At 69.6% G+C, this 17,786-nt stretch carries 11 protein-coding genes and 1 pseudogene; 8 read left to right on the forward strand and 4 right to left on the reverse strand.

Annotated features, from left to right (window positions below; genetic code table 11):
- Window positions 1-24 precede the first annotated feature (24 nt).
- From ACWEPL_RS19790 to ACWEPL_RS19800, 3 genes and pseudogenes are all read right to left on the reverse strand, one after another.
- A complete protein-coding gene (locus ACWEPL_RS19790) occupies window positions 25-1,443 on the reverse strand; it encodes a family 2B encapsulin nanocompartment shell protein (RefSeq protein ID WP_350723659.1) in 1,419 nt (472 codons plus the stop codon).
- A gap of 30 nt (window positions 1,444-1,473) precedes the next feature.
- Window positions 1,474-2,421: pseudogene (locus tag ACWEPL_RS19795) on the reverse strand (4-hydroxy-3-methylbut-2-enyl diphosphate reductase); the annotation flags it as partial.
- A 7-nt stretch (window positions 2,422-2,428) separates the two neighbouring features.
- Window positions 2,429-3,478 (reverse strand): polyprenyl synthetase family protein, encoded by a 1,050-nt coding sequence (locus tag ACWEPL_RS19800; RefSeq protein ID WP_452437026.1) that lies wholly within the window; start codon window positions 3,476-3,478, stop codon window positions 2,429-2,431.
- A 195-nt stretch (window positions 3,479-3,673) separates the two neighbouring features.
- Between ACWEPL_RS19800 and ACWEPL_RS19805 the strand changes: the two genes are divergently transcribed.
- From ACWEPL_RS19805 to ACWEPL_RS19825, 5 genes are all read left to right on the forward strand, one after another.
- On the forward strand, window positions 3,674-4,855 hold the full coding sequence (locus ACWEPL_RS19805; protein ID WP_452437027.1) for a zinc-dependent alcohol dehydrogenase: 1,182 nt from the start codon (window positions 3,674-3,676) through the stop codon (window positions 4,853-4,855).
- 52 nt (window positions 4,856-4,907) lie between these two features.
- The gene (locus tag ACWEPL_RS19810; RefSeq protein WP_355193653.1) at window positions 4,908-5,963 is read left to right on the forward strand and encodes an NAD-dependent epimerase/dehydratase family protein; all 1,056 of its coding nucleotides are present in this window, start codon (window positions 4,908-4,910) and stop codon (window positions 5,961-5,963) included.
- Window positions 5,964-6,057: 94 nt separating this feature from the next.
- Complete coding sequence (locus ACWEPL_RS19815; protein WP_355193655.1) at window positions 6,058-6,528, forward strand: ATP-binding protein; 471 nt, start codon at window positions 6,058-6,060, stop codon at window positions 6,526-6,528.
- Between the two features lie 45 nt (window positions 6,529-6,573).
- Complete coding sequence (folP, locus tag ACWEPL_RS19820) at window positions 6,574-7,473, forward strand: dihydropteroate synthase (RefSeq protein ID WP_452437029.1); 900 nt, start codon at window positions 6,574-6,576, stop codon at window positions 7,471-7,473.
- A gap of 10 nt (window positions 7,474-7,483) precedes the next feature.
- A complete protein-coding gene (locus ACWEPL_RS19825; RefSeq protein WP_363977852.1) occupies window positions 7,484-7,879 on the forward strand; it encodes a DnaJ family domain-containing protein in 396 nt (131 codons plus the stop codon).
- 131 nt (window positions 7,880-8,010) lie between these two features.
- Here the strand turns inward: ACWEPL_RS19825 and ACWEPL_RS19830 are convergent, their stop codons facing one another.
- Window positions 8,011-10,365 (reverse strand): glycoside hydrolase family 6 protein, encoded by a 2,355-nt coding sequence (locus ACWEPL_RS19830; RefSeq protein WP_452437030.1) that lies wholly within the window; start codon window positions 10,363-10,365, stop codon window positions 8,011-8,013.
- A gap of 339 nt (window positions 10,366-10,704) precedes the next feature.
- Between ACWEPL_RS19830 and ACWEPL_RS19835 the strand changes: the two genes are divergently transcribed.
- The 3 genes from ACWEPL_RS19835 to ACWEPL_RS19845 all read left to right on the forward strand — a co-directional run bounded on the left by ACWEPL_RS19835 (window position 10,705) and on the right by ACWEPL_RS19845 (window position 17,731).
- The gene (locus ACWEPL_RS19835) at window positions 10,705-13,578 is read left to right on the forward strand and encodes a glycoside hydrolase family 48 protein (protein ID WP_452437031.1); all 2,874 of its coding nucleotides are present in this window, start codon (window positions 10,705-10,707) and stop codon (window positions 13,576-13,578) included.
- Window positions 13,521-16,082, forward strand: coding sequence for a glycoside hydrolase family 9 protein (locus ACWEPL_RS19840; RefSeq protein WP_452437087.1), 2,562 nt, complete (start codon window positions 13,521-13,523; stop codon window positions 16,080-16,082). Before ACWEPL_RS19835 ends, ACWEPL_RS19840 begins: the two co-directional genes overlap by 58 nt.
- A 65-nt stretch (window positions 16,083-16,147) precedes the next feature.
- On the forward strand, window positions 16,148-17,731 hold the full coding sequence (locus ACWEPL_RS19845; protein ID WP_452437032.1) for a cellulase family glycosylhydrolase: 1,584 nt from the start codon (window positions 16,148-16,150) through the stop codon (window positions 17,729-17,731).
- Window positions 17,732-17,786: the final 55 nt, after the last annotated feature.

Below are 17,786 nucleotides of genomic sequence, written 5' to 3' on the forward strand. Positions count from 1 at the left end.
GGTGCCGGCCGTCCGGTTCCTCGCTCAGCCGTTCCTGCCGACCTCGACGTCCTCCAGCACGCCGAGCGCGTCAGGCACGAGCACCGCCAGCGAGTAGTACGCACTCACCAGGTAGGACATGACCGCCTTCTCGTTGATGTTCATGAACCGGACCGACAGGCTCGGCTGGTACTCGTCGGGGATGCCGGTCTGGTGCAGGCCGACGACCCCCTGGTTCTCCTGGCCGGTACGCATGAGCAGGAATGACGTCGTGTAGGTGGAGGAGACCGGGATCTTGTTGCACGGGAAGATCGGGACGCCCCGCCAGGCCGGCACCTTGTGCCCGAAGGCCTCGATGGACTGCGGGTAGACGCCGCGCTTGCTGCACTCCCGGCCGAAGGCCGCGATGGCCTGCGGGTGCGCGAGGAAGAACGCCGGGTCCTTCCACACGGTGGCCAGCAGGTCGTCGAGGTCGTCGGGGGTGGGGCGGCCGGAGCGGGTGCGGATGCGCTGGCTGAAGTCGGCGTTGTTGAGCAGGCCGAACTCCTTGTTGTTGATCATCTCGTGTTCCTGCCGCTCGCGCAGGGCCTCGATGGTGAGGCGGAGCTGCTGGTCGAGCTGGCTCATCGGCTGGTTGTACAGGTCGGAGACCCGGGTGTGCACCCGCAGGACCGTCTGCGCCACGCTCAGCTCGTACTCGCGCGGGCTCAGCTCGTAGTCCACGAACGTGCCGGGCAGCACGGGCTCGCCGCTGTGGCCGGCCGACAGGTCGATCGCCGCCTCGCCGTAGTCGTTGTGGGCGTGCTCCCCGCTCGCCGAGAGCCACTGGTCCAGGTGCTCGCGCAGGCCGGGAGACTGGTCGGCGAGCTGCTCGAAGTCCTGCCGGGACAGCGTGAGCACGGTGGTCTTGGTCTTGGCCCGCGCGGTGAAGTCGAAACTGCCGCCACTCGTCAGCGTCGCCTCACCGAGATAGTCGCCGTCGGCCAGGACGCCGAGGTTCTGCTCGTCGCCGTACGCGCCGCGGCTCACCTTGGCCACCCGGCCGTGGGCGATCAGCACGAGCCGGTCAACGGGACGGCCCTCGGAGACGATCTCCTCGCCCGCCTCCACCTCACGCTGGGCGAAACGATCGGCCAGCGCCCCCAGCACCTCCGTATCGTCGAAGCCGCGCAGCATGGGCAGCTCGGTGAGCTCCGCAGGGATGACCCGCACGTCCGAACCGGTCGTGCTGAACGTGATGCGGCCGTCACCCAGCTCGTACGTCAGCCGCCGGTTGACCCGGAACACACCGCCCGAACACTGCACCCACGGCAACAGCCGCAGCAGCCAGCGGGAGGTGATCTCCTGCATCTGCGGCGCCGTCTTGGTCGTGGTCGCGAGCTGTCTGGCGGCCTCGGTGCTGAGGCTGAGCTGGCTGTTGCCGTTGGCGGCCTCAGGTGTGGGCGAGTTGGTCGTTTCGGTCATCGTGCTGCACCACCAATCTGGGTTTGGGACCTAGCCGGGGTTGCGGGTGGATCGGATTTCGAGCGGCAGGGAGAACGTGAGGGTCTCCTCGGTCACGGTCACCGGCTCCACGTCGTCGTATCCGTGGGCGGCGAGCCAGCCGAGTAACTCCCCGACCAGCCGCTCGGGGACGGAGGCGCCGGAGCTGACCCCGACGGTCCGCACGCCGTCGAGCCAGCGCTCGTCGGCGTCGGCGGCCCGGTCGATCAGGTACGCCGCTCCCGCGCCCGCGTTGAGGGCCACTTCGACCAGCCGCCGCGAGTTCGACGAGTTGGCGGAGCCGACGACGATGACCAGCTCGCACCGCGGGGCGATCCTGGTGATCGCCTCCTGGCGGTTCTGGCTGGCGTAGCAGATGTCGTCGCTGGGCGGGTCGACCAGCTGGGGGAAGCGTTTGCGCAGCTCGGCGACGGCCTGCATGGTCTCGTCCACGGCCAGCGTGGTCTGCGACAGCCAGCTCATCGGGCGCGAGCCGCCCGCCGTCAGCTCGTCGGGCCTGGCCGGGTCCACGACGTGGATGCGCTCGGGGGCCTCGCCGAACGTGCCCTCGACCTCCTCGTGCTCGGCGTGGCCGATGAGCACGATCTCGTAGCCCGCCTCGGCCATGCGCACGGCCTCTTTGTGGACCTTCGTGACCAGCGGGCAGGTGGCGTCGATCGTCCGCAGGCCGCGCAGCCCCGCCTCGTCCTTCACCGCCGGCGCGACGCCGTGGGCGGAGAAGACGACCAGCGAGCCGTCGGGGACCTCGTCGAGCTCCTCGACGAAGATAGCGCCGCGCCGGGTGAGGTCGTCGACCACGTACGTGTTGTGCACGATCTGTTTGCGCACGTAGACCGGTGGACCGAAGCGTCTCAACGCCTCTTCGACGGTGCTGATCGCACGCTCGACACCCGCGCAGAAGCCGCGCGGGGCCGCGAGAAGAACCTGTCCCATCTGGGGAACCTCTCTACTTGGTGCGGTGCGCGAGCTGGTCGGCCAGCACGGCCAGCGCTCTCGCCGCGTCCGGCTCCATCCGCGCCGCGGCCAGCGCCGTCACGGCCTCGCGCACACGGTCTTCGATCATTTCCTCGACCTCGGCCAGCGCTCCCGTGTCGCGCAGGATCTGCCGCAGCTCCTCGGCGCGCTCCTCGGTCAGCTCCGGGTTGCCGTGCCAGCTCTTGAGATGGGCGAGCTGGACGGGGGTGGCCCGCAGCACGGCGTGCGCGACGAGCACGGTGTGCTTGCCCTCGCGCAGGTCGTCCAGCGCCGACTTGCCGGTCTCCGACTCCAGGCCGAACGTGCCGAGCACGTCGTCGCGGAGCTGGAACGCCTCGCCCAGCGGCAGGCCGAAGCGAGAGTAGGACTCCAGCAGCTCCAGTGAGGCCCCGGCCAGCGCGCCGCCGATCTGCAGCGGCCGCTCGACGGTGTACTTGGCGGTCTTGAACCGGATCACCGTGAGCGCCTCGTCCACGCTCGCACCTGAGCGGATCTGGGCCAGGACGTCGAGATACTGGCCGCTGATGACCTCGGTGCGCATGGTGTCGAACACGTGGTGCGCGGCCCGCAGCCGGTGCGGCTCCACGCCGCACGACGACAGCATGGTGTCGGACCAGGCCAGGCTCAGCGTGCCGAGCAGGATGCCGCCCGCCTGCCCGAACGCGTCCGAGCCCGGGCCGCGGTGCAGCCCGGCCAGGCTCCTGTGCACGGTGGCCCGGCCGCGCCGCAGCTCGCTGCCGTCCATGATGTCGTCGTGGATGAGCAGGCCGGCGTGGCAGAGCTCCAGGGACGCGGCGGCGGTGATGATCTCGTCGCCGTCGCCCCCGCCGGCGCCCCGCCAGCCCCAGTAGCAGAGCTGCGGCCTGACGCGCTTGCCGCCGTTGAGGACGAAGTCGGTGAGCAACTGGTACGCCGCCTCGACGTCGGGGTCGTCGAGGGGAGCTCGCCAGGTCTCGAGGAAACCGGCCAGGCGACGGTCGATGCGTGATCCAACGTTGTGCTGAGTGAAGCTCACCGGCATGCGCGCGGCTCCTTCTGTCAGGGCGTCAGCTACCAATAGTTACTCACCCAATACAGAGCGTGTAAAGCGTTTTGGCGTGGAGCGTTCGCCCTTTGCCAAGATCCAGGCGTGTCGGGAGGCCACCTGGAGCCACGGCCGATTTGATGGCATATGTACGGGTATGCGGCATTTGTGGCTATTCCGTAAGGAGGCACCATGAAGGCAGTCACCTGGCACGGCAAGCGCGACGTCCGGGTCGAGGAGGTTCCCGATCCCGCCATCAAGGAGCCCAACGACGCGGTCATCAGGATCACCACGACCGGGATCTGCGGCTCCGACCTGCACCTGTACGAGGTGCTCGGGCCGTTCATGGCCGAGGGCGACATCCTCGGGCACGAGCCCATGGGCATCGTCGAGGAGGTCGGCTCCGCGATCGAGAACATCAAGCCGGGTGACCGCGTGGTCATCCCGTTCAACATCTCCTGCGGCCACTGCCACACGTGCGGCATGCAGCTCTACGCGCAGTGCGAGACCACGCAGGTCCGCGAGCAGGGCATGGGAGCGGCCCTGTTCGGCTACACCAAGCTCTACGGGCAGGTGCCCGGCGGGCAGGCCCAGTACCTGCGGGTCCCCGAGGCGCAGTTCGGCCCGCTCAAGGTGCCCGAGGGGCCGCCGGACGAGCGCTTCGTCTACCTGTCCGACGTGCTGCCGACCGCCTGGCAGGCCGTCGAGTACGCGGACGTCCCCGAGGGCGGCAGCGTCACCGTCTTCGGCCTCGGCCCCATCGGCCAGATGTGCTGCCGCATCGCCCGCCACCGCGGCTACCGGGTGATCGGCGTGGACGGCGTCACGCAGCGCCTGGAGATGGCCCGCCGCCACGGCATCGAGGTCATCGACGCGAGCGAGGTCGCCGACGTCCCCGAGGAGGTCCGCCATCGGACCTCCGGACGCGGCACGGACTCGGTCATCGACGCGGTCGGCATGGAGGCCCACGGCTCCCCGGCCGCCAAGCTCGCCCAGACGCTCACCACGATGCTGCCGGGCGCGGTGGCCGCGCCGCTCATGTCGCACACGGGCGTGGACCGCCTCGCCGCCCTCAACCACGCCATCGGCTCCGTACGGCGCGGCGGCGTCATCTCCGTCATCGGCGTCTACGGGGGCATGACGGACCCCATGCCCATGCTGCGCATGTTCGACAAGGGCATCACGATGCGCATGGGGCAGGCCCACGTCCGGCGGTGGACCAACGCGCTGATGCCGCTGGTGACCGACGAGTCGGATCCGCTCGGCGTGATGGACCTCGCCACCCATCGGATGCCCCTGGAGCAGGCGCCCCTCGCGTACGAGATGTTCCAGAAGAAGTCCGACGGAGCCGTCAAGATCCTGCTCCAGCCATAATCTGGCAGGTCAGAGGGGTTTCGCTGCCCGGTCGGCGGGCAGCGAAGCACCCATGAGAGTCGTTGTGGTGGGTGCGACCGGCAACGTCGGCACCAGCCTGGTGCGGGCGCTGGCCGCCGACGACGGCGTGACCTCGATCGTCGGGGTCGCCCGTCGGCTGCCCGGATGGCGGATCGACCGCACCGACTGGCGGCAGGCTGACGTCGCGACCGCGGATCTGACGCGGATCTTCGACGGGGCGGACGCCGTCGTCCATCTCGCGTGGCTGTTCCAGCCCACCAGGGACCCGGCGACGACCTGGCGGGCGAACGTGCTGGGCAGTATGCGCGTCTTCCGCGCCGTCGCCGAGGCGGGGGTGCCCGCGCTCGTCCACGCCTCGTCCGTGGGCGCGTACTCGCCGGGGCCCGAGGACCGGGCGGTGGACGAGAGCTGGCCCACGCACGGCTGGCCGGGGGCCGCGTACGGGCGGGAGAAGGCGTACGTCGAGCGGGTGCTCGACGTCTTCGAGAACGATCACCCGAGCATCCGGGTGGTGCGGATGCGGCCGGGGTTCGTCTTCCAGCGGGTGGCCGCCACCGAGCAGCGCAGGCTGTTCGGCGGGCCGTTCGTGCCGGGGTGGCTGATCAAGGAGGGGCGGATCCCGTTCGTGCCGGACATCCCGGGCCTGCGGCTCCAGGCGCTGCACGCGGAGGACGCGGCGGAGGCGTACCGGCTGGCCGTCACCAAGGAGGTGCGGGGGGCGTTCAACCTCGCCGCCGCGCCCGTGCTCGACCCGCCCGACCTGGCCAAGCTGCTCGGCACCCGTACGGTCCCGGTCTCGCCCGCCGTGGCCAGGACGGTCATGTCGGCGGCCTGGCACCTGCGGCTCCTGCCGGCCGCGCCCGGCCTGCTGGACCTGGTCCTGCGGGCCCCGATCATGAAGACCGACCGCGCCAGGGACGTGCTGGGGTGGACGCCGCGGCACCCGTCGTGGGAGGCCGTGCGGGAGCTGTTCGAGGGGCTGCACGACGGGGCCGGCATGGACACCGCGCCGCTGGCCCCCGACGGCGGACCCGTCGGCCGCGTCAAGGAGCTCGCCGCCGGTGTCGGTGGTGCGTCCGGGGTGTAAGTCGTCTCCTCCGGGGAACGTGACACACGACGCGAGGTCCTGAAGCGCGAGAGCCGCCCTGTAGCCGCCCTGTCGGACGACACGGAGGGAGCGCATGCGGACCCTGATGGCCCAGCCCTTCGCCCTCGACGACGTCACCAGGCTGCGCCGCGCCGTGGCCGAGTGCGCCAGGAGCTGCGGGCTGAGCAGCCCTCGGCTGGACGACTTCGTCCTGGCCGTGCACGAGAGCGTCGTCAACGCCGTGGAGCACGGGGGTGGGCATGGGTACTTCAAGCTGTGGACGGTGGACGGAGTCATCCGCTCGGAGACGTCCGACGAGGGGAGGGGCATCCCCGACGGGTACGTCAACGGCAGCATCACCCCGCTCGAGCTCGCGCAGGGCGGCAGGGGGATCTACCTCATCCGCCGGCTGTGCGACACGGCCGACTTCGACACCGGTCCCGGGGGGACGACGGTCCTGCTCACGATGCGGCTGCCGGGCGGGCCCGAGCGCGCGGCGCACGAGGTCATGAAACGCATCCGCGTGATGGCCGGCTGCCGCCCCTTCGGCCGTTTCATGGCCTGACCCCCGCTCCGCGCCGGGTGGTCGGGTGCCAGGTAGGCTCGCTACGTGAGCGGCGAAGCGCTTTCCCCGGGGATCATCTCGCCCGTCCGGCGCATCGGGCGGCGGGAGTTCGATTTCGCGCGCCAGGTCGCCGTCATGGCCATCGTCAACAGGACGCCCAACTCCTTCCACGACCAGGGCAGCACGTTCGAGCTCGACAACGCCGTGGCGGCCGCGTGCCGGGCCGTGGACGACGGGGCCGACTGGGTGGACATCGGCGGGTTCGCCTTCAGCGCGGCCCAGGCGCAGATCGGCGCGGACGAGGAGATCGACCGGGTCGCCCCGGTCATCGCCGAGGTCAGGAAGGCCACCGACGCCGTCATCTCCGTCGACACCCACCGGCCCGACGTGGCGCGGGCGGCCGTCGAGGCGGGCGCGGACGTGATCAACGACACCAACGGCCTGCGCGAGCCCGGCATGGCGGAGTTCGCGGCCAAGTCGGGGGTCAGCGTGATCGTGACGCACAGCCTCGGCGGCCCGGGCAGGCGCGTCTTCCGGCCGAGCTACCAGGACGTCGCCGCCGAGGTGGCCGGCTACCTGCGCGAGCGGGTCGCGTACGCGCTGGAGGCCGGGATCGCCCCGGACCGGATCATCATCGACCCCGGCCACGACCTGAACAAGAACACCTTCCACTCCCTGGAGATCACCCGGCGGCTGGAGGAGATCACCGCGATCGGCTACCCGACGCTGGTGGCCCTGTCCAACAAGGACTTCATCGGCGAGACGCTCGACCGGCCGCAGGGGGAGCGGAGGGAGGGCACGATCGCCGCCAACGTCTTCTCGATCGTCAAGGGCGCCCGCATCCTGCGGGTGCACGACGTGGCCGGCACGGTCGCGTCCGTACGCATGACCGAGGCCATGCTCGGCTGGCGTGGCCCGCTGACCCCGAGTCACAACCTGGCCTGAGGAGGCCGTCTTGACCGAGCGGAAACCCCTGGGCATGCCGTTCGAGAGCTGGATCGACCGGCAGATCCGCGAGGCGCAGGAGCGCGGCGAGTTCGACGACCTGCCCGGGGCCGGCAAGCCGCTGCCGGACCGGCCGCACGACGACATGTGGTGGATCAAGCAGAAGATCGAGAGCGAAGGGCTGTCGATGCCCCTGCCGCCCACGCTGGCGCTGCGCAAGCAGGCGGAGGAGGCGCTGGCCGACGCGCGCGGGGCCCGGTCGGAGACCGAGGTGCGGCGGATCCTCGACGAGATCAACCAGAAGATCCGCGACGCGATCAGGACGGGGCTGTCGGGCCCGCCGCTCAACCTGATGCCCTTCAACGTTGACGAGATCGTCTCGGAGTGGCGCAGAGCGCAGAGGTGAAGGGGCCCCGCGGACGGGGCCCCTTCGGGTGAATCGAGAGACCCGGGTCAGGCGGGTCCCTCCGAGAGACCCGGGTCAGGCGGGTCTCTCGGGCTCATGCCGGGGGCGATGGCCCCCGGTCCTGACGGTCGTCAGTTGACGGGCGGGTAGGCGTTCCTCAGCAGCTCCTGGAACTGCGCCGAGAACCAGCGTCCCGACAGCGGCGAGTTGGGCAGCGCGCCGCTCAGGTTGTTGCCGTTGAGGCTGTTGCCGTGGTAGGTCGGGTCGCACATCCGGTCGAACTTCTTGCCCTCGTCGTTCGGGATGTCCGAGCTGGCGCCGTCCGACTCGCCCGGAGGCTTGATCCAGACGTAGGCGTCGAACCCGGCCGCCGGGCTGGCGGTCGGCCGCGCGCCCAGACCGGCACCGCTCTGGTTGCACCAGTTGCCGGCGTGGATGCGGCGGTCGGTGCGCGACTGGTTGACGAAGTCGTCCACGTTGGTCGAGGTGCTCGGCCCGCTCGGGCGGGCGGAGCCGCCCCAGCCGTTGCGCGAGGTGTCGATCAGCATGCCGAGCCCGCTCTTGAAGCCCTTGGCGATGAGGGCGCTGCGCAGGGCGGCGGCGAACGACTGCTCGTCGACGTACCAGTTCCAGTCGACCCACTTGGACTGCCGGACCGACGTGCCGTTCACGGACGAGTTGATCGTGAAGTACGGCTCGGTGGTCGCGCCGTAGTTGGCGGTGTTGACGATGAAGCCGTCCACGCTGTCCACACCGGCGGTGGCGCCGGCCACGGTGTTGTAGAAGAGGTTGACCGTCGGGTTGAAGTTCGAGTCCCAGCCGAGCCAGGCGTGGTGGGCGGCGTCGATGTAGGTGTAGACGTTGGTGATGGCGTGCAGCTTGTTGAGCGCGTAGCGGACGCCGTCGACGTAGGCACCGGACGAGTTGGCCTCGGCGCACTTGGCGAAGCTGAGGTTGGTGACCAGGTTGGGCAGCGAGTCGGGCTCGATGATCGTGACGATGCGCAGGTTCGCGTACGCGGAGTCGCTCATGATCGCCGAGATCGGGTCGATGTACTCGGTCTTGTAGCGGTTGAGCCCGTTCTCGGCGACGAGCAGCTCGCCGTTGGAGGCCAGCGCCGAGCAGTCGCGGTTGGGCAGGTCGTAGATGACGAACTGGACGGTCAGCGGCGCGGAGCCGTTGGCGGCGTCCTGCCTGACGGCCTCGTCCAGGTGGGCGCGCAGGCCCATGGCGGAGGAGGAGCCCGCGATGGCCGCGATGCGGTCCAGCCAGACGGCGGTGGAGGTGTTGGCCACCGCGGAGCCGCCGGGCTCGGCCTGGGCCTTGGCCTTCCAGTCGGGGTTGACGTAGCCGGTGGCGCCGGCGTACGGGTTCTCGACGTGGCCGCCGGGGGTGGTGCCGCCGTCGTTGTCGGCCTCGGTGGCGGTGACCGTCCTGGAGGTCAGACCGGTCGAGGCGACGGTGATGGTGCGGCTGCCGTTGGCCGTGTCGGAGTCCTCGGAGGCGGCCAGGGTGACCGTCTGCGGGGTGTTCCAGTTGGACGACGTGAAGGTGAGGCTGCCGCCGCCGGAGACGGTGATGTTGGTGTCGCCGGTGCCCGCCGTCGAGGTGACGGTCACGTTCGAGGTCGGCGCGGCGGCCAGGCGCACGGTGTACGTGGCGGTGGCGCCCTCGGGCACGGTCACCGCGGTCGGCGTCACGATGATCGACTGCTCCACCACGGCGTCGTCGTCCACCTCGGTGGCCGAGACCGTGGCCGGGGTGACGCCGGTGCCGCCGACGGTGAAGGAGGCGGTGCCCGCGGTCGTGTCGGAGTCCTGGGCCGCGGCCAGGGTGACGGTCTGGGCGGTGTTCCAGTTGGACGGGGTGAAGGTCAGCGAGCCGCCCGAGCTGACGGACAGGTCGGTGTCACCGCTGGCCCGGGTGGTGGTGACGGTCACGTTGGCGGACGGGGCCGAGGAGAGGCGGGCCGTGAACGTCGCCGTGCCGCCCTCGTTCACCGCGACCGAGCTGGCCGAGGTGACCACCGACGGGGTGGTGGGGTTCCCGCCGCCGCCGCAGGTGACCCCGTTCACGGTGAACGCGGTCGGGTTCGGGTTGCTGCCCGTCCAGGTGCCGTTGAAGCCGATGGAGACCGAGCCGCCGGTGCTCAGGCTGCCGTTGTACGGCATGTTCGTCCCGGTCACCCGCGTGCCCGACTGGCTCCAGTTGGCCCCCCAGCCCGTCGGGGTGTACTTCTGCCCCGTGGTCGGGAAGTCGAAGCCCAGGTTCCACGACGTGATGGGGTCACCGGTGTTCTTCAACGTGATGCTCGCGGTGAAACCGCCCTGGCCGGGGCTGCTGGTCCACGAGTTGGCAGAGTAGGTCACGTCGCAGGCGACGGCGGCGTTGGCTGCCGTGCTCTGGCCGACGACGAGCCCTAAGGCCGCGACACTCGCGGCGGTCACGGTCACGGCCCATTTGCGGAGGCCGCGTTGGAGTCTCACGAGCGATCATCTCCAGTGTTAGAGGGCTGGGAGCGCTCCCATGGTCTGTCGTGGTTCCATCCGTGTACAGAGGGCGATGCTCGCGGAGGTGTCCGCCGGGCCGCATGCTCGTTGAATGCCCCGGAACGCGGATGAAACTTTCATCCCGGGCACCCTGGTGAGAGGAAACACGGGGGTTACCGAACCGCCATTCCGTTGACATACGCGTTGGGGCACCCACAATCCCGTTTGGGAGCGCTCCCACTCCTCTACTCCCATGGAGACCCCGTGAAGTACAGACCTCCTCCCCTTCTCTCCCGCTTGTCGCGGCGACTGGCCGTGGCCGCGACGCTTGTCCTTGTGGCGGGTGTGACCTCGGCCGTGTCGGCCGGACCCGCGCAGGCGGCCGTGGCGTGCGACGTGACGTACACGGCCAATCAATGGACCAGCAGCCCCGGTCAGGGCGGTTTCACCGCGAGCATCACGTTGAAGAACACCGGTGACCCCATCACCTCGTGGAACCTGGGCTTCGACTTCCCGACCACAGGTCAGAAGTACACCCCGACCGGCTGGAGCGCCAACTGGAGCCAGTCAGGCACGCGGGTCACGGCCACCAACATGCCGTACAACGGCAGCCTGGGCACCGGCGCGTCCGTGTCCATCGGCTTCAACGGCACCTGGACCGGCAGCAACCCGAACCCGACGACGTTCAGCGTGAACGGGGTCACCTGCGGCGGCGCCAACGCCGCGCCCACGGTGTCGCTGACCTCGCCGACCGCGGGGCAGACGTTCACCGCCCCGGCCACCGTGCCGATCGCGGCGAACGCGTCCGACTCCGACGGCACGGTCTCGAAGGTCGACTTCTACCAGGGCTCCACGCTGCTGGGCACCGACACCTCGGCGCCGTACAGCTACAGCTGGACGAACGTGGCGGCCGGCAGCTACTCGATCACCGCGCGGGCCACCGACAACGGCGGCGCGACCACCACCTCGGCGCCGGTCGGGATCACGGTCTCGCAGAACACGGGTCCCGCGCTCGTCGTGAGCCCGACAAGCCTGTCCGTGCCGGAGGCGGGGACCGCGAGCTTCGGCGTGAAGCTGTCGCAGGCGCCCTCGGCCAACGTGACCGTCACCACGGCACGCGCCAGCGGTGACACCGACCTGACCGTCTCCGGCGGCGCCAGCCTGACCTTCACGCCGTCCAACTGGAACACCGCGCAGAACGTCACGCTCGCGGCGGCCAACGACAGCGACACCACCGCCGGCTCCGGCGTGTTCCGGGTGAGCGCCACCGGCTACACCGCGGTCGACGTCACCGCCACCGAGGCGGACGACGACGTCGGCGGCAACAACACCTACGTCCAGCGCTTCGTCGAGATGTACAACGAGCTCCACGACCCGGCGAACGGCTACTTCTCGCCCGAGGGCGTGCCGTACCACTCGATCGAGACGTTCATGGTCGAGGCACCGGACCACGGGCACGAGACCACGTCCGAGGCCTACAGCTACTACCTGTGGCTGGAGGCGGTCTACGGGCAGGTCACCGGCGACTGGGCGAAGTTCAACAACGCCTGGGCCTCGATGGAGAAGTACATCATCCCGGCCACGGCCGACCAGCCGACGAACTCCTTCTACACGCCGAACAAGCCGGCCACGTACGCGCCGGAGTCGAACCAGATCAGCAACTACCCGAGCCCGCTCGACACCGGCGTGACTCCGGGCACCGACCCGATCGCGGGCGAGCTGCAGAGCGCGTACGGCACCCGTGACATCTACGGCATGCACTGGCTGCTCGACGTCGACAACACCTACGGCTTCGGCCGCTGCGGCGACGGCACCACCAAGCCCGCCTACATCAACACCTACCAGCGCGGCCCGGAGGAGTCGGTCTTCGAGACGATCCCGCAGCCGTCCTGCGACACCTTCAAGCACGGCGGCACCAACGGCTACCTGGACCTGTTCATCAAGGACAGCTCCTACGCCAAGCAGTGGAGGTACACCAACGCCCCCGACGCCGACGCGCGCGCCGTGCAGGCCGCGTACTGGGCGCAGACGTGGGCCAAGGCGCAGGGCAAGGAGTCGCAGATCTCCGGGTCGGTCGCCAAGGCCGCGAAGATGGGCGACTACCTGCGCTACGCGATGTACGACAAGTACTTCAAGAAGCCCGGCTGCACGAGCCCGCAGTGCGCGGCCGGCACCGGCAAGGACTCCTCCAACTACCTGCTGAGCTGGTACTACGCCTGGGGCGGCGCGACCGACTCCAGCGCCGGCTGGGCATGGCGCATCGGCTCCAGCCACAACCACTCCGGCTACCAGAACCCGCTCGCGGCCTGGGCGCTGGCGAACGTGACCGAGCTGAAGCCCAAGAGCAGCACCGGCGTGGCCGACTGGAGCACCAGCCTCACCCGGCAGCTGCAGTTCTACGGCTGGCTGCAGTCGGCCGAGGGCGCCATCGCCGGTGGCGCGACCAACAGCTGGGAGGGCCACTACGCGACGCCGCCGGCCGGCCTGCCGAAGTTCCACGGCCTGACCTACGACTGGCAGCCCGTCTACCACGACCCGCCGTCGAACCAGTGGTTCGGCTTCCAGGCGTGGACGATGGAGCGGGTGGCCGAGCTCTACTACGCCTCGGGGAACGCCGACGCCAAGGCGCTGCTCGACAAGTGGGTCTCCTGGGCCATGAACAACACCACGATCAACGCGGACGGCTCGTACCAGATCCCGTCCACGCTGCGGTGGACCGGCCAGCCCGTGGGTGACTTCACCGCCACCTCCGGGATGCCTCCGGCCAACCCCGGCCTGCACGTGACGATCGCCGACTACACGAACGACGTGGGCGTGGCCGGCGCGTACGCCAAGGCGCTCATGTACTACGCGGCCAAGGCGAACAACACGGCGGCCAAGAACATGGCCAAGGCGCTGCTCGACGGCGTGTGGAAGAACCGCGACGCCAAGGGCGTGTCGGTCCCCGAGACCAAGACCGACTACAACCGCGTGGACGACCCGGTCTACGTGCCGTCCGGCTGGAGCGGCAAGATGCCCAACGGCGACACCATCAACTCCAGCTCGACGTTCATCTCGATCAGGTCCTTCTACAAGAACGACCCGGACTGGCCGAAGGTCGACGCCTTCCTGAAGGGCACGGGCCCCGCGCCGGTCTTCAACTACCACCGGTTCTGGGCACAGGTGGACGTCGCCGTCGCCCTGGGCGAGTACGGACGGCTCTTCCCGTGAGAAAAGCACTGATCGCCGTGGCGTCGCTGGTCCTGCCCCTCATTTCGATGGGGGCGGGGCCGGCGGCCCACGCCGCCGCACCGGCGTTCGCATACGGTGAGGCGCTGCAGAAGGCGCTGTGGTTCTACGAGGCCCAGCAGTCGGGCGACCTGCCGAGCTGGAACCGCGTCGGCTGGCGCGGCGACTCCGGCATGAACGACGGCAAGGACGTGGGCGTGGACCTCACGGGCGGCTGGTACGACGCGGGCGACCACGTCAAGTTCGGCTTCCCGATGGCGTTCTCCACGACCATGCTGGCCTGGGGCGCGGTCGAGTACCGCGACGCGTACGCGAACTCCGGGCAGCTCACGCACCTGCTCGACAACCTCAAGTTCGTCAACGACTACTTCATCAAGGCCCACCCGTCGGCGAACGTGCTCTACGGGCAGGTCGGCAACGGCGGCACGGACCACGCCTGGTGGGGCCCGGCCGAGGCCATGCAGATGACGCGGCCCGCGTACAAGATCGACGCGTCGTGCGGCGGGTCGGACCTGGCGGGCGAGACGGCGGCGGCGATGGCCGCCTCCTCGATCGTCTTCCGCCCGACAAATCCGACTTATGCTGACACGCTCCTGACGCACGCCAAGCAGCTGTACTCCTTCGCCGACACGGTCAGGAAGAAGTACACCGACTGCATCACCGACGCGCAGGGCTACTACAACTCGTGGAGCGGCTACAACGACGAGCTGGTGTGGGGCGCGATCTGGCTCTACCGGGCCACGAACGACGCCTCCTACCTGGCCAAGGCCGAGACCGGGTACGACAACCTCGGCAACGAGCCGCAGACCACCACCAAGTCGTACAAGTGGACGATCGCGTGGGACGACAAGTCGTACGGCGCGTACGTGCTGCTGTACAAGCTGACCGGCAAGCAGCGTTACCTGGACGACGCCAACCGCTGGCTCGACTGGTGGACGGTCGGCGTGAACGGCGCGAAGGTGGCGTACTCGCCGGGCGGTCAGGCCGTGCTCGACCGGTGGGGCTCGCTGCGGTACGCGGCCAACACCTCGTTCGCGGCGCTCGTGCACAGCGACACCATCACCGACGCCACGCGCAAGGCCCGCTACCACGACTTCGCGGTGCGGCAGATCAACTACGCGCTCGGTGACAACCCGCGCAACTCCTCGTACCTGATCGGGTTCGGCGCCAACCCGCCCAAGAACCCGCATCACCGCACGGCGCACGGCTCGTGGACCGACCAGATCACCAACCCCGAGCAGACCCGCCACACCCTGTACGGCGCGCTCGTCGGCGGACCGCCCGACCCGAACGACGCCTACACCGACAAGCGCGACGACTACGTCATGAACGAGGTCGCCACCGACTACAACGCCGGCTTCACCAGCGCGCTGGCCCGGCTCTACAAGGAGTACGGCGGCGCTCCCGCGGCGAACTTCCCGGTGGCGGAGACCCCGGACGGCCCCGAGCTCTTCGTCGAGGCGGGCGTGAACGCCTCGGGCACCGGCTTCACGGAGATCAAGGCCATCGTCCGCAACCAGTCGGCCTGGCCCGCCAGGGTCCTGTCCGACGGCTCGTTCCGCTACTACTTCACGCTCGACGGCACGACGACGGCCTCGCAGATCACCGTGTCGTCGGCCTACACGCAGTGCAGGGCGCCCACGCTGCATCAGGCGAGCGGCACCACGTACTACGTGAACATCGACTGCTCCGGCCAGGCCATCGCCCCGGCCGGGCAGTCGCAGCACCGCAGAGAGGTGCAGTTCAGGATCACCAGCGCGGGCACGTGGGACCCGGCGAACGACTGGTCGTACCGGAACATCCCCACCACGCCCGGCGCGACGCCGGTGCGCACCGGGAACATCACTCTCTACAGCGGCGCGACCAAGATCTGGGGTGAGCCCCCGGGTCCGGAGGAGCAGGACACGACAGCGCCCAGCAAGCCGGGCAAGCCCGCGGTCTCCGAGATCACGGGCTCGACGGCCAAGCTGAGCTGGACCGCCTCCACGGACAACGTGGGCGTGAGCGGCTACGACGTCTACCTGGGGTCCCAAAAGGTAGGCACGGCCACGAGCGCGTCCTTCAACCTGAGCGGGCTCACCCCTAGCACCTCCTACACCGCCTCCGTGGTGGCGCGGGACGCGGCGGGCAACGCCTCGGCGTCGTCCGACGGCACCTCGTTCACCACGACGAACACGACGCCGCCGCCGACCGGCGGGTGCGCGGCGACGTACAAGGTGACGAGCTCGTGGGGCGGCGCCTTCCAGGCCGAGGTGACGGTGAAGAACAACGGCACCTCGGCGACCACCGGATGGACGGTCGCCTGGACGTCGGCGAACCAGATCACCCAGCTCTGGGGCGGCAAGCACACCCAGGCGGGGTCCGGCGTCACCGTCAAGAACGAGGCGTACAACGGGGCGCTCGCGCCGGGCGCCACCACCACGTTCGGCTTCATCGCCAACGGCACACCCACCGTCCCCGACCCCATCACCTGCACTCCCGCCTGAGTGAAGACCCCGCCCCCGTCGCAGTAGCGGCGGGGGCGGTTCCACAGCTCAGTGAAAGGCAGCACATGAGATCAGTGATCACCGCGCTGGCCTGCCTTCTCGCCTTCTTCGTCGCCCCCGTCGCCCCCGCGAACGCCGCCGTCGGCATTCACGTGAGCGGTACGAAGATCGTCGAGGCCAACGGCCAGGAGTTCGTCATGCGCGGCACCAGCCACGCGCACACGTGGTACGCGACGCAGACCAAGGCGTTCGCGGACATCAAGTCGCTGAAGGCCAACACCGTGCGGGTCGTGCTGAGCGGCGGCCGCTGGACCCCCAACAGCGTCTCCGACGTGGCCAACGTCGTCTCCCTCTGCAAGCAGAACAAGCTCATCTGCGTGCTGGAGAACCACGACACCACCGGGTACGGCGAGCAGAGCGGCGCCTACACCCTCGACCAGGCCGCCAACTACTGGATCAGCGTCAAGTCCGCCCTGGTCGGCCAGGAGGACTACGTCATCGTCAACATCGGCAACGAGCCGATCGGCAACAACGCCGTCACCCCGGGCTGGGCCGCCGCCACCACGGCCGCGATCCAGAAGCTGCGCAGCAACGGCTTCCAGCACGCGCTGATGGTGGACGCGCCCAACTGGGGTCAGGACTGGCAGTTCGGCATGCGCGACAACGCGCGGGCGGTCTTCGACAGCGACCCGAACAAGAACACGATCTTCTCCATCCACATGTACGGCGTCTTCGACACGGCCGCGGAGATCAACGCGTACATGGACGCGTTCAAGACCGCGGGGCTGCCGCTGGTCGTCGGCGAGTTCGGCTTCAACCACTCCGACGGCAACCCGGACGAGGACACGATCATGGCCCAGTCCGTGAGCCGCGGCCTCGGCTACCTGGGCTGGTCGTGGAGCGGCAACGGCGGCGGCGTCGAATACCTCGACCAGGTCACCAACTTCGACGTCACCCAGCTCACGGATTGGGGCCGGCGGCTGTTCAACGGCGCCAACGGCATCGCCGCCACCTCCAAGCAGGCCTCGATCTACGGCGGCGGCACCACCGACCCGACCCCGCCGAGCACGCCCGGCACCCCGTCGGCGTCCGGCATCACCTCGTCGGGGGCGAACCTGTCCTGGACGGCCTCCACGGACAACGTCGGCGTGACCGGCTACGACGTCTACACCTCGACCGGGACCTCGCTCGGCTCGACCGCGACGAACTCGATCACGCTGACCGGGCTGTCGCCGGCGACCACGTACCAGGTGAACGTCAAGGCCAGGGACGCGGCAGGCAACCAGTCCGCCGCTTCGCCGACGGCGTCGTTCACCACGCTCAGCGGCGGCGGCACCGGCGGCGGCTGCACCGCCTCCGGCACCGTGCAGAGCCAGTGGGGCACCGGGTACGTCGTGCAGCCCGTGACCGTGACCAACACCAGCACCTCGACCAAGTCGAGCTGGACGGTGACCTTCACGCTGCCGGCCGGCCACACGCTCACCGGCTCCTGGAACGCCGCGGTGACGGTCAGCGGCCAGACCGTGACGGCCAAGAACCTGAGCTACAACGGCACGCTCGCGCCCAACGGCAGCACGAGCTTCGGCGTGCAGGCGAGCCGGCCCAGCGGTAACACGTCCGTGCCGTCCGGCTACGCGTGTGCCAACTGAACCGCCCGTCGTATCGCTGCGTATGAGGAGGTGAGGCGAAAGAACATCCCTGCCC

The sequence above is a fragment of the Nonomuraea sp. NPDC004186 genome, from assembly GCF_053603495.1.

What these genes read in the sequence shown, in the direction of transcription:
- ACWEPL_RS19815 (WP_355193655.1), top strand. Translation starts at nt 6,058, where the DNA reads ATGCGGACCCTGATGGCCCAGCCCTTCGCCCTCGACGACGTCACCAGG.
- ACWEPL_RS19805 (WP_452437027.1), top strand. Translation starts at nt 3,674, where the DNA reads ATGAAGGCAGTCACCTGGCACGGCAAGCGCGACGTCCGGGTCGAGGAG.
- ACWEPL_RS19810 (WP_355193653.1), top strand. Translation starts at nt 4,908, where the DNA reads ATGAGAGTCGTTGTGGTGGGTGCGACCGGCAACGTCGGCACCAGCCTG.
- ACWEPL_RS19845 (WP_452437032.1), top strand. Translation starts at nt 16,148, where the DNA reads ATGAGATCAGTGATCACCGCGCTGGCCTGCCTTCTCGCCTTCTTCGTC.
- ACWEPL_RS19800 (WP_452437026.1), bottom strand. Translation starts at nt 3,478, where the DNA reads ATGCCGGTGAGCTTCACTCAGCACAACGTTGGATCACGCATCGACCGT.
- ACWEPL_RS19790 (WP_350723659.1), bottom strand. Translation starts at nt 1,443, where the DNA reads ATGACCGAAACGACCAACTCGCCCACACCTGAGGCCGCCAACGGCAAC.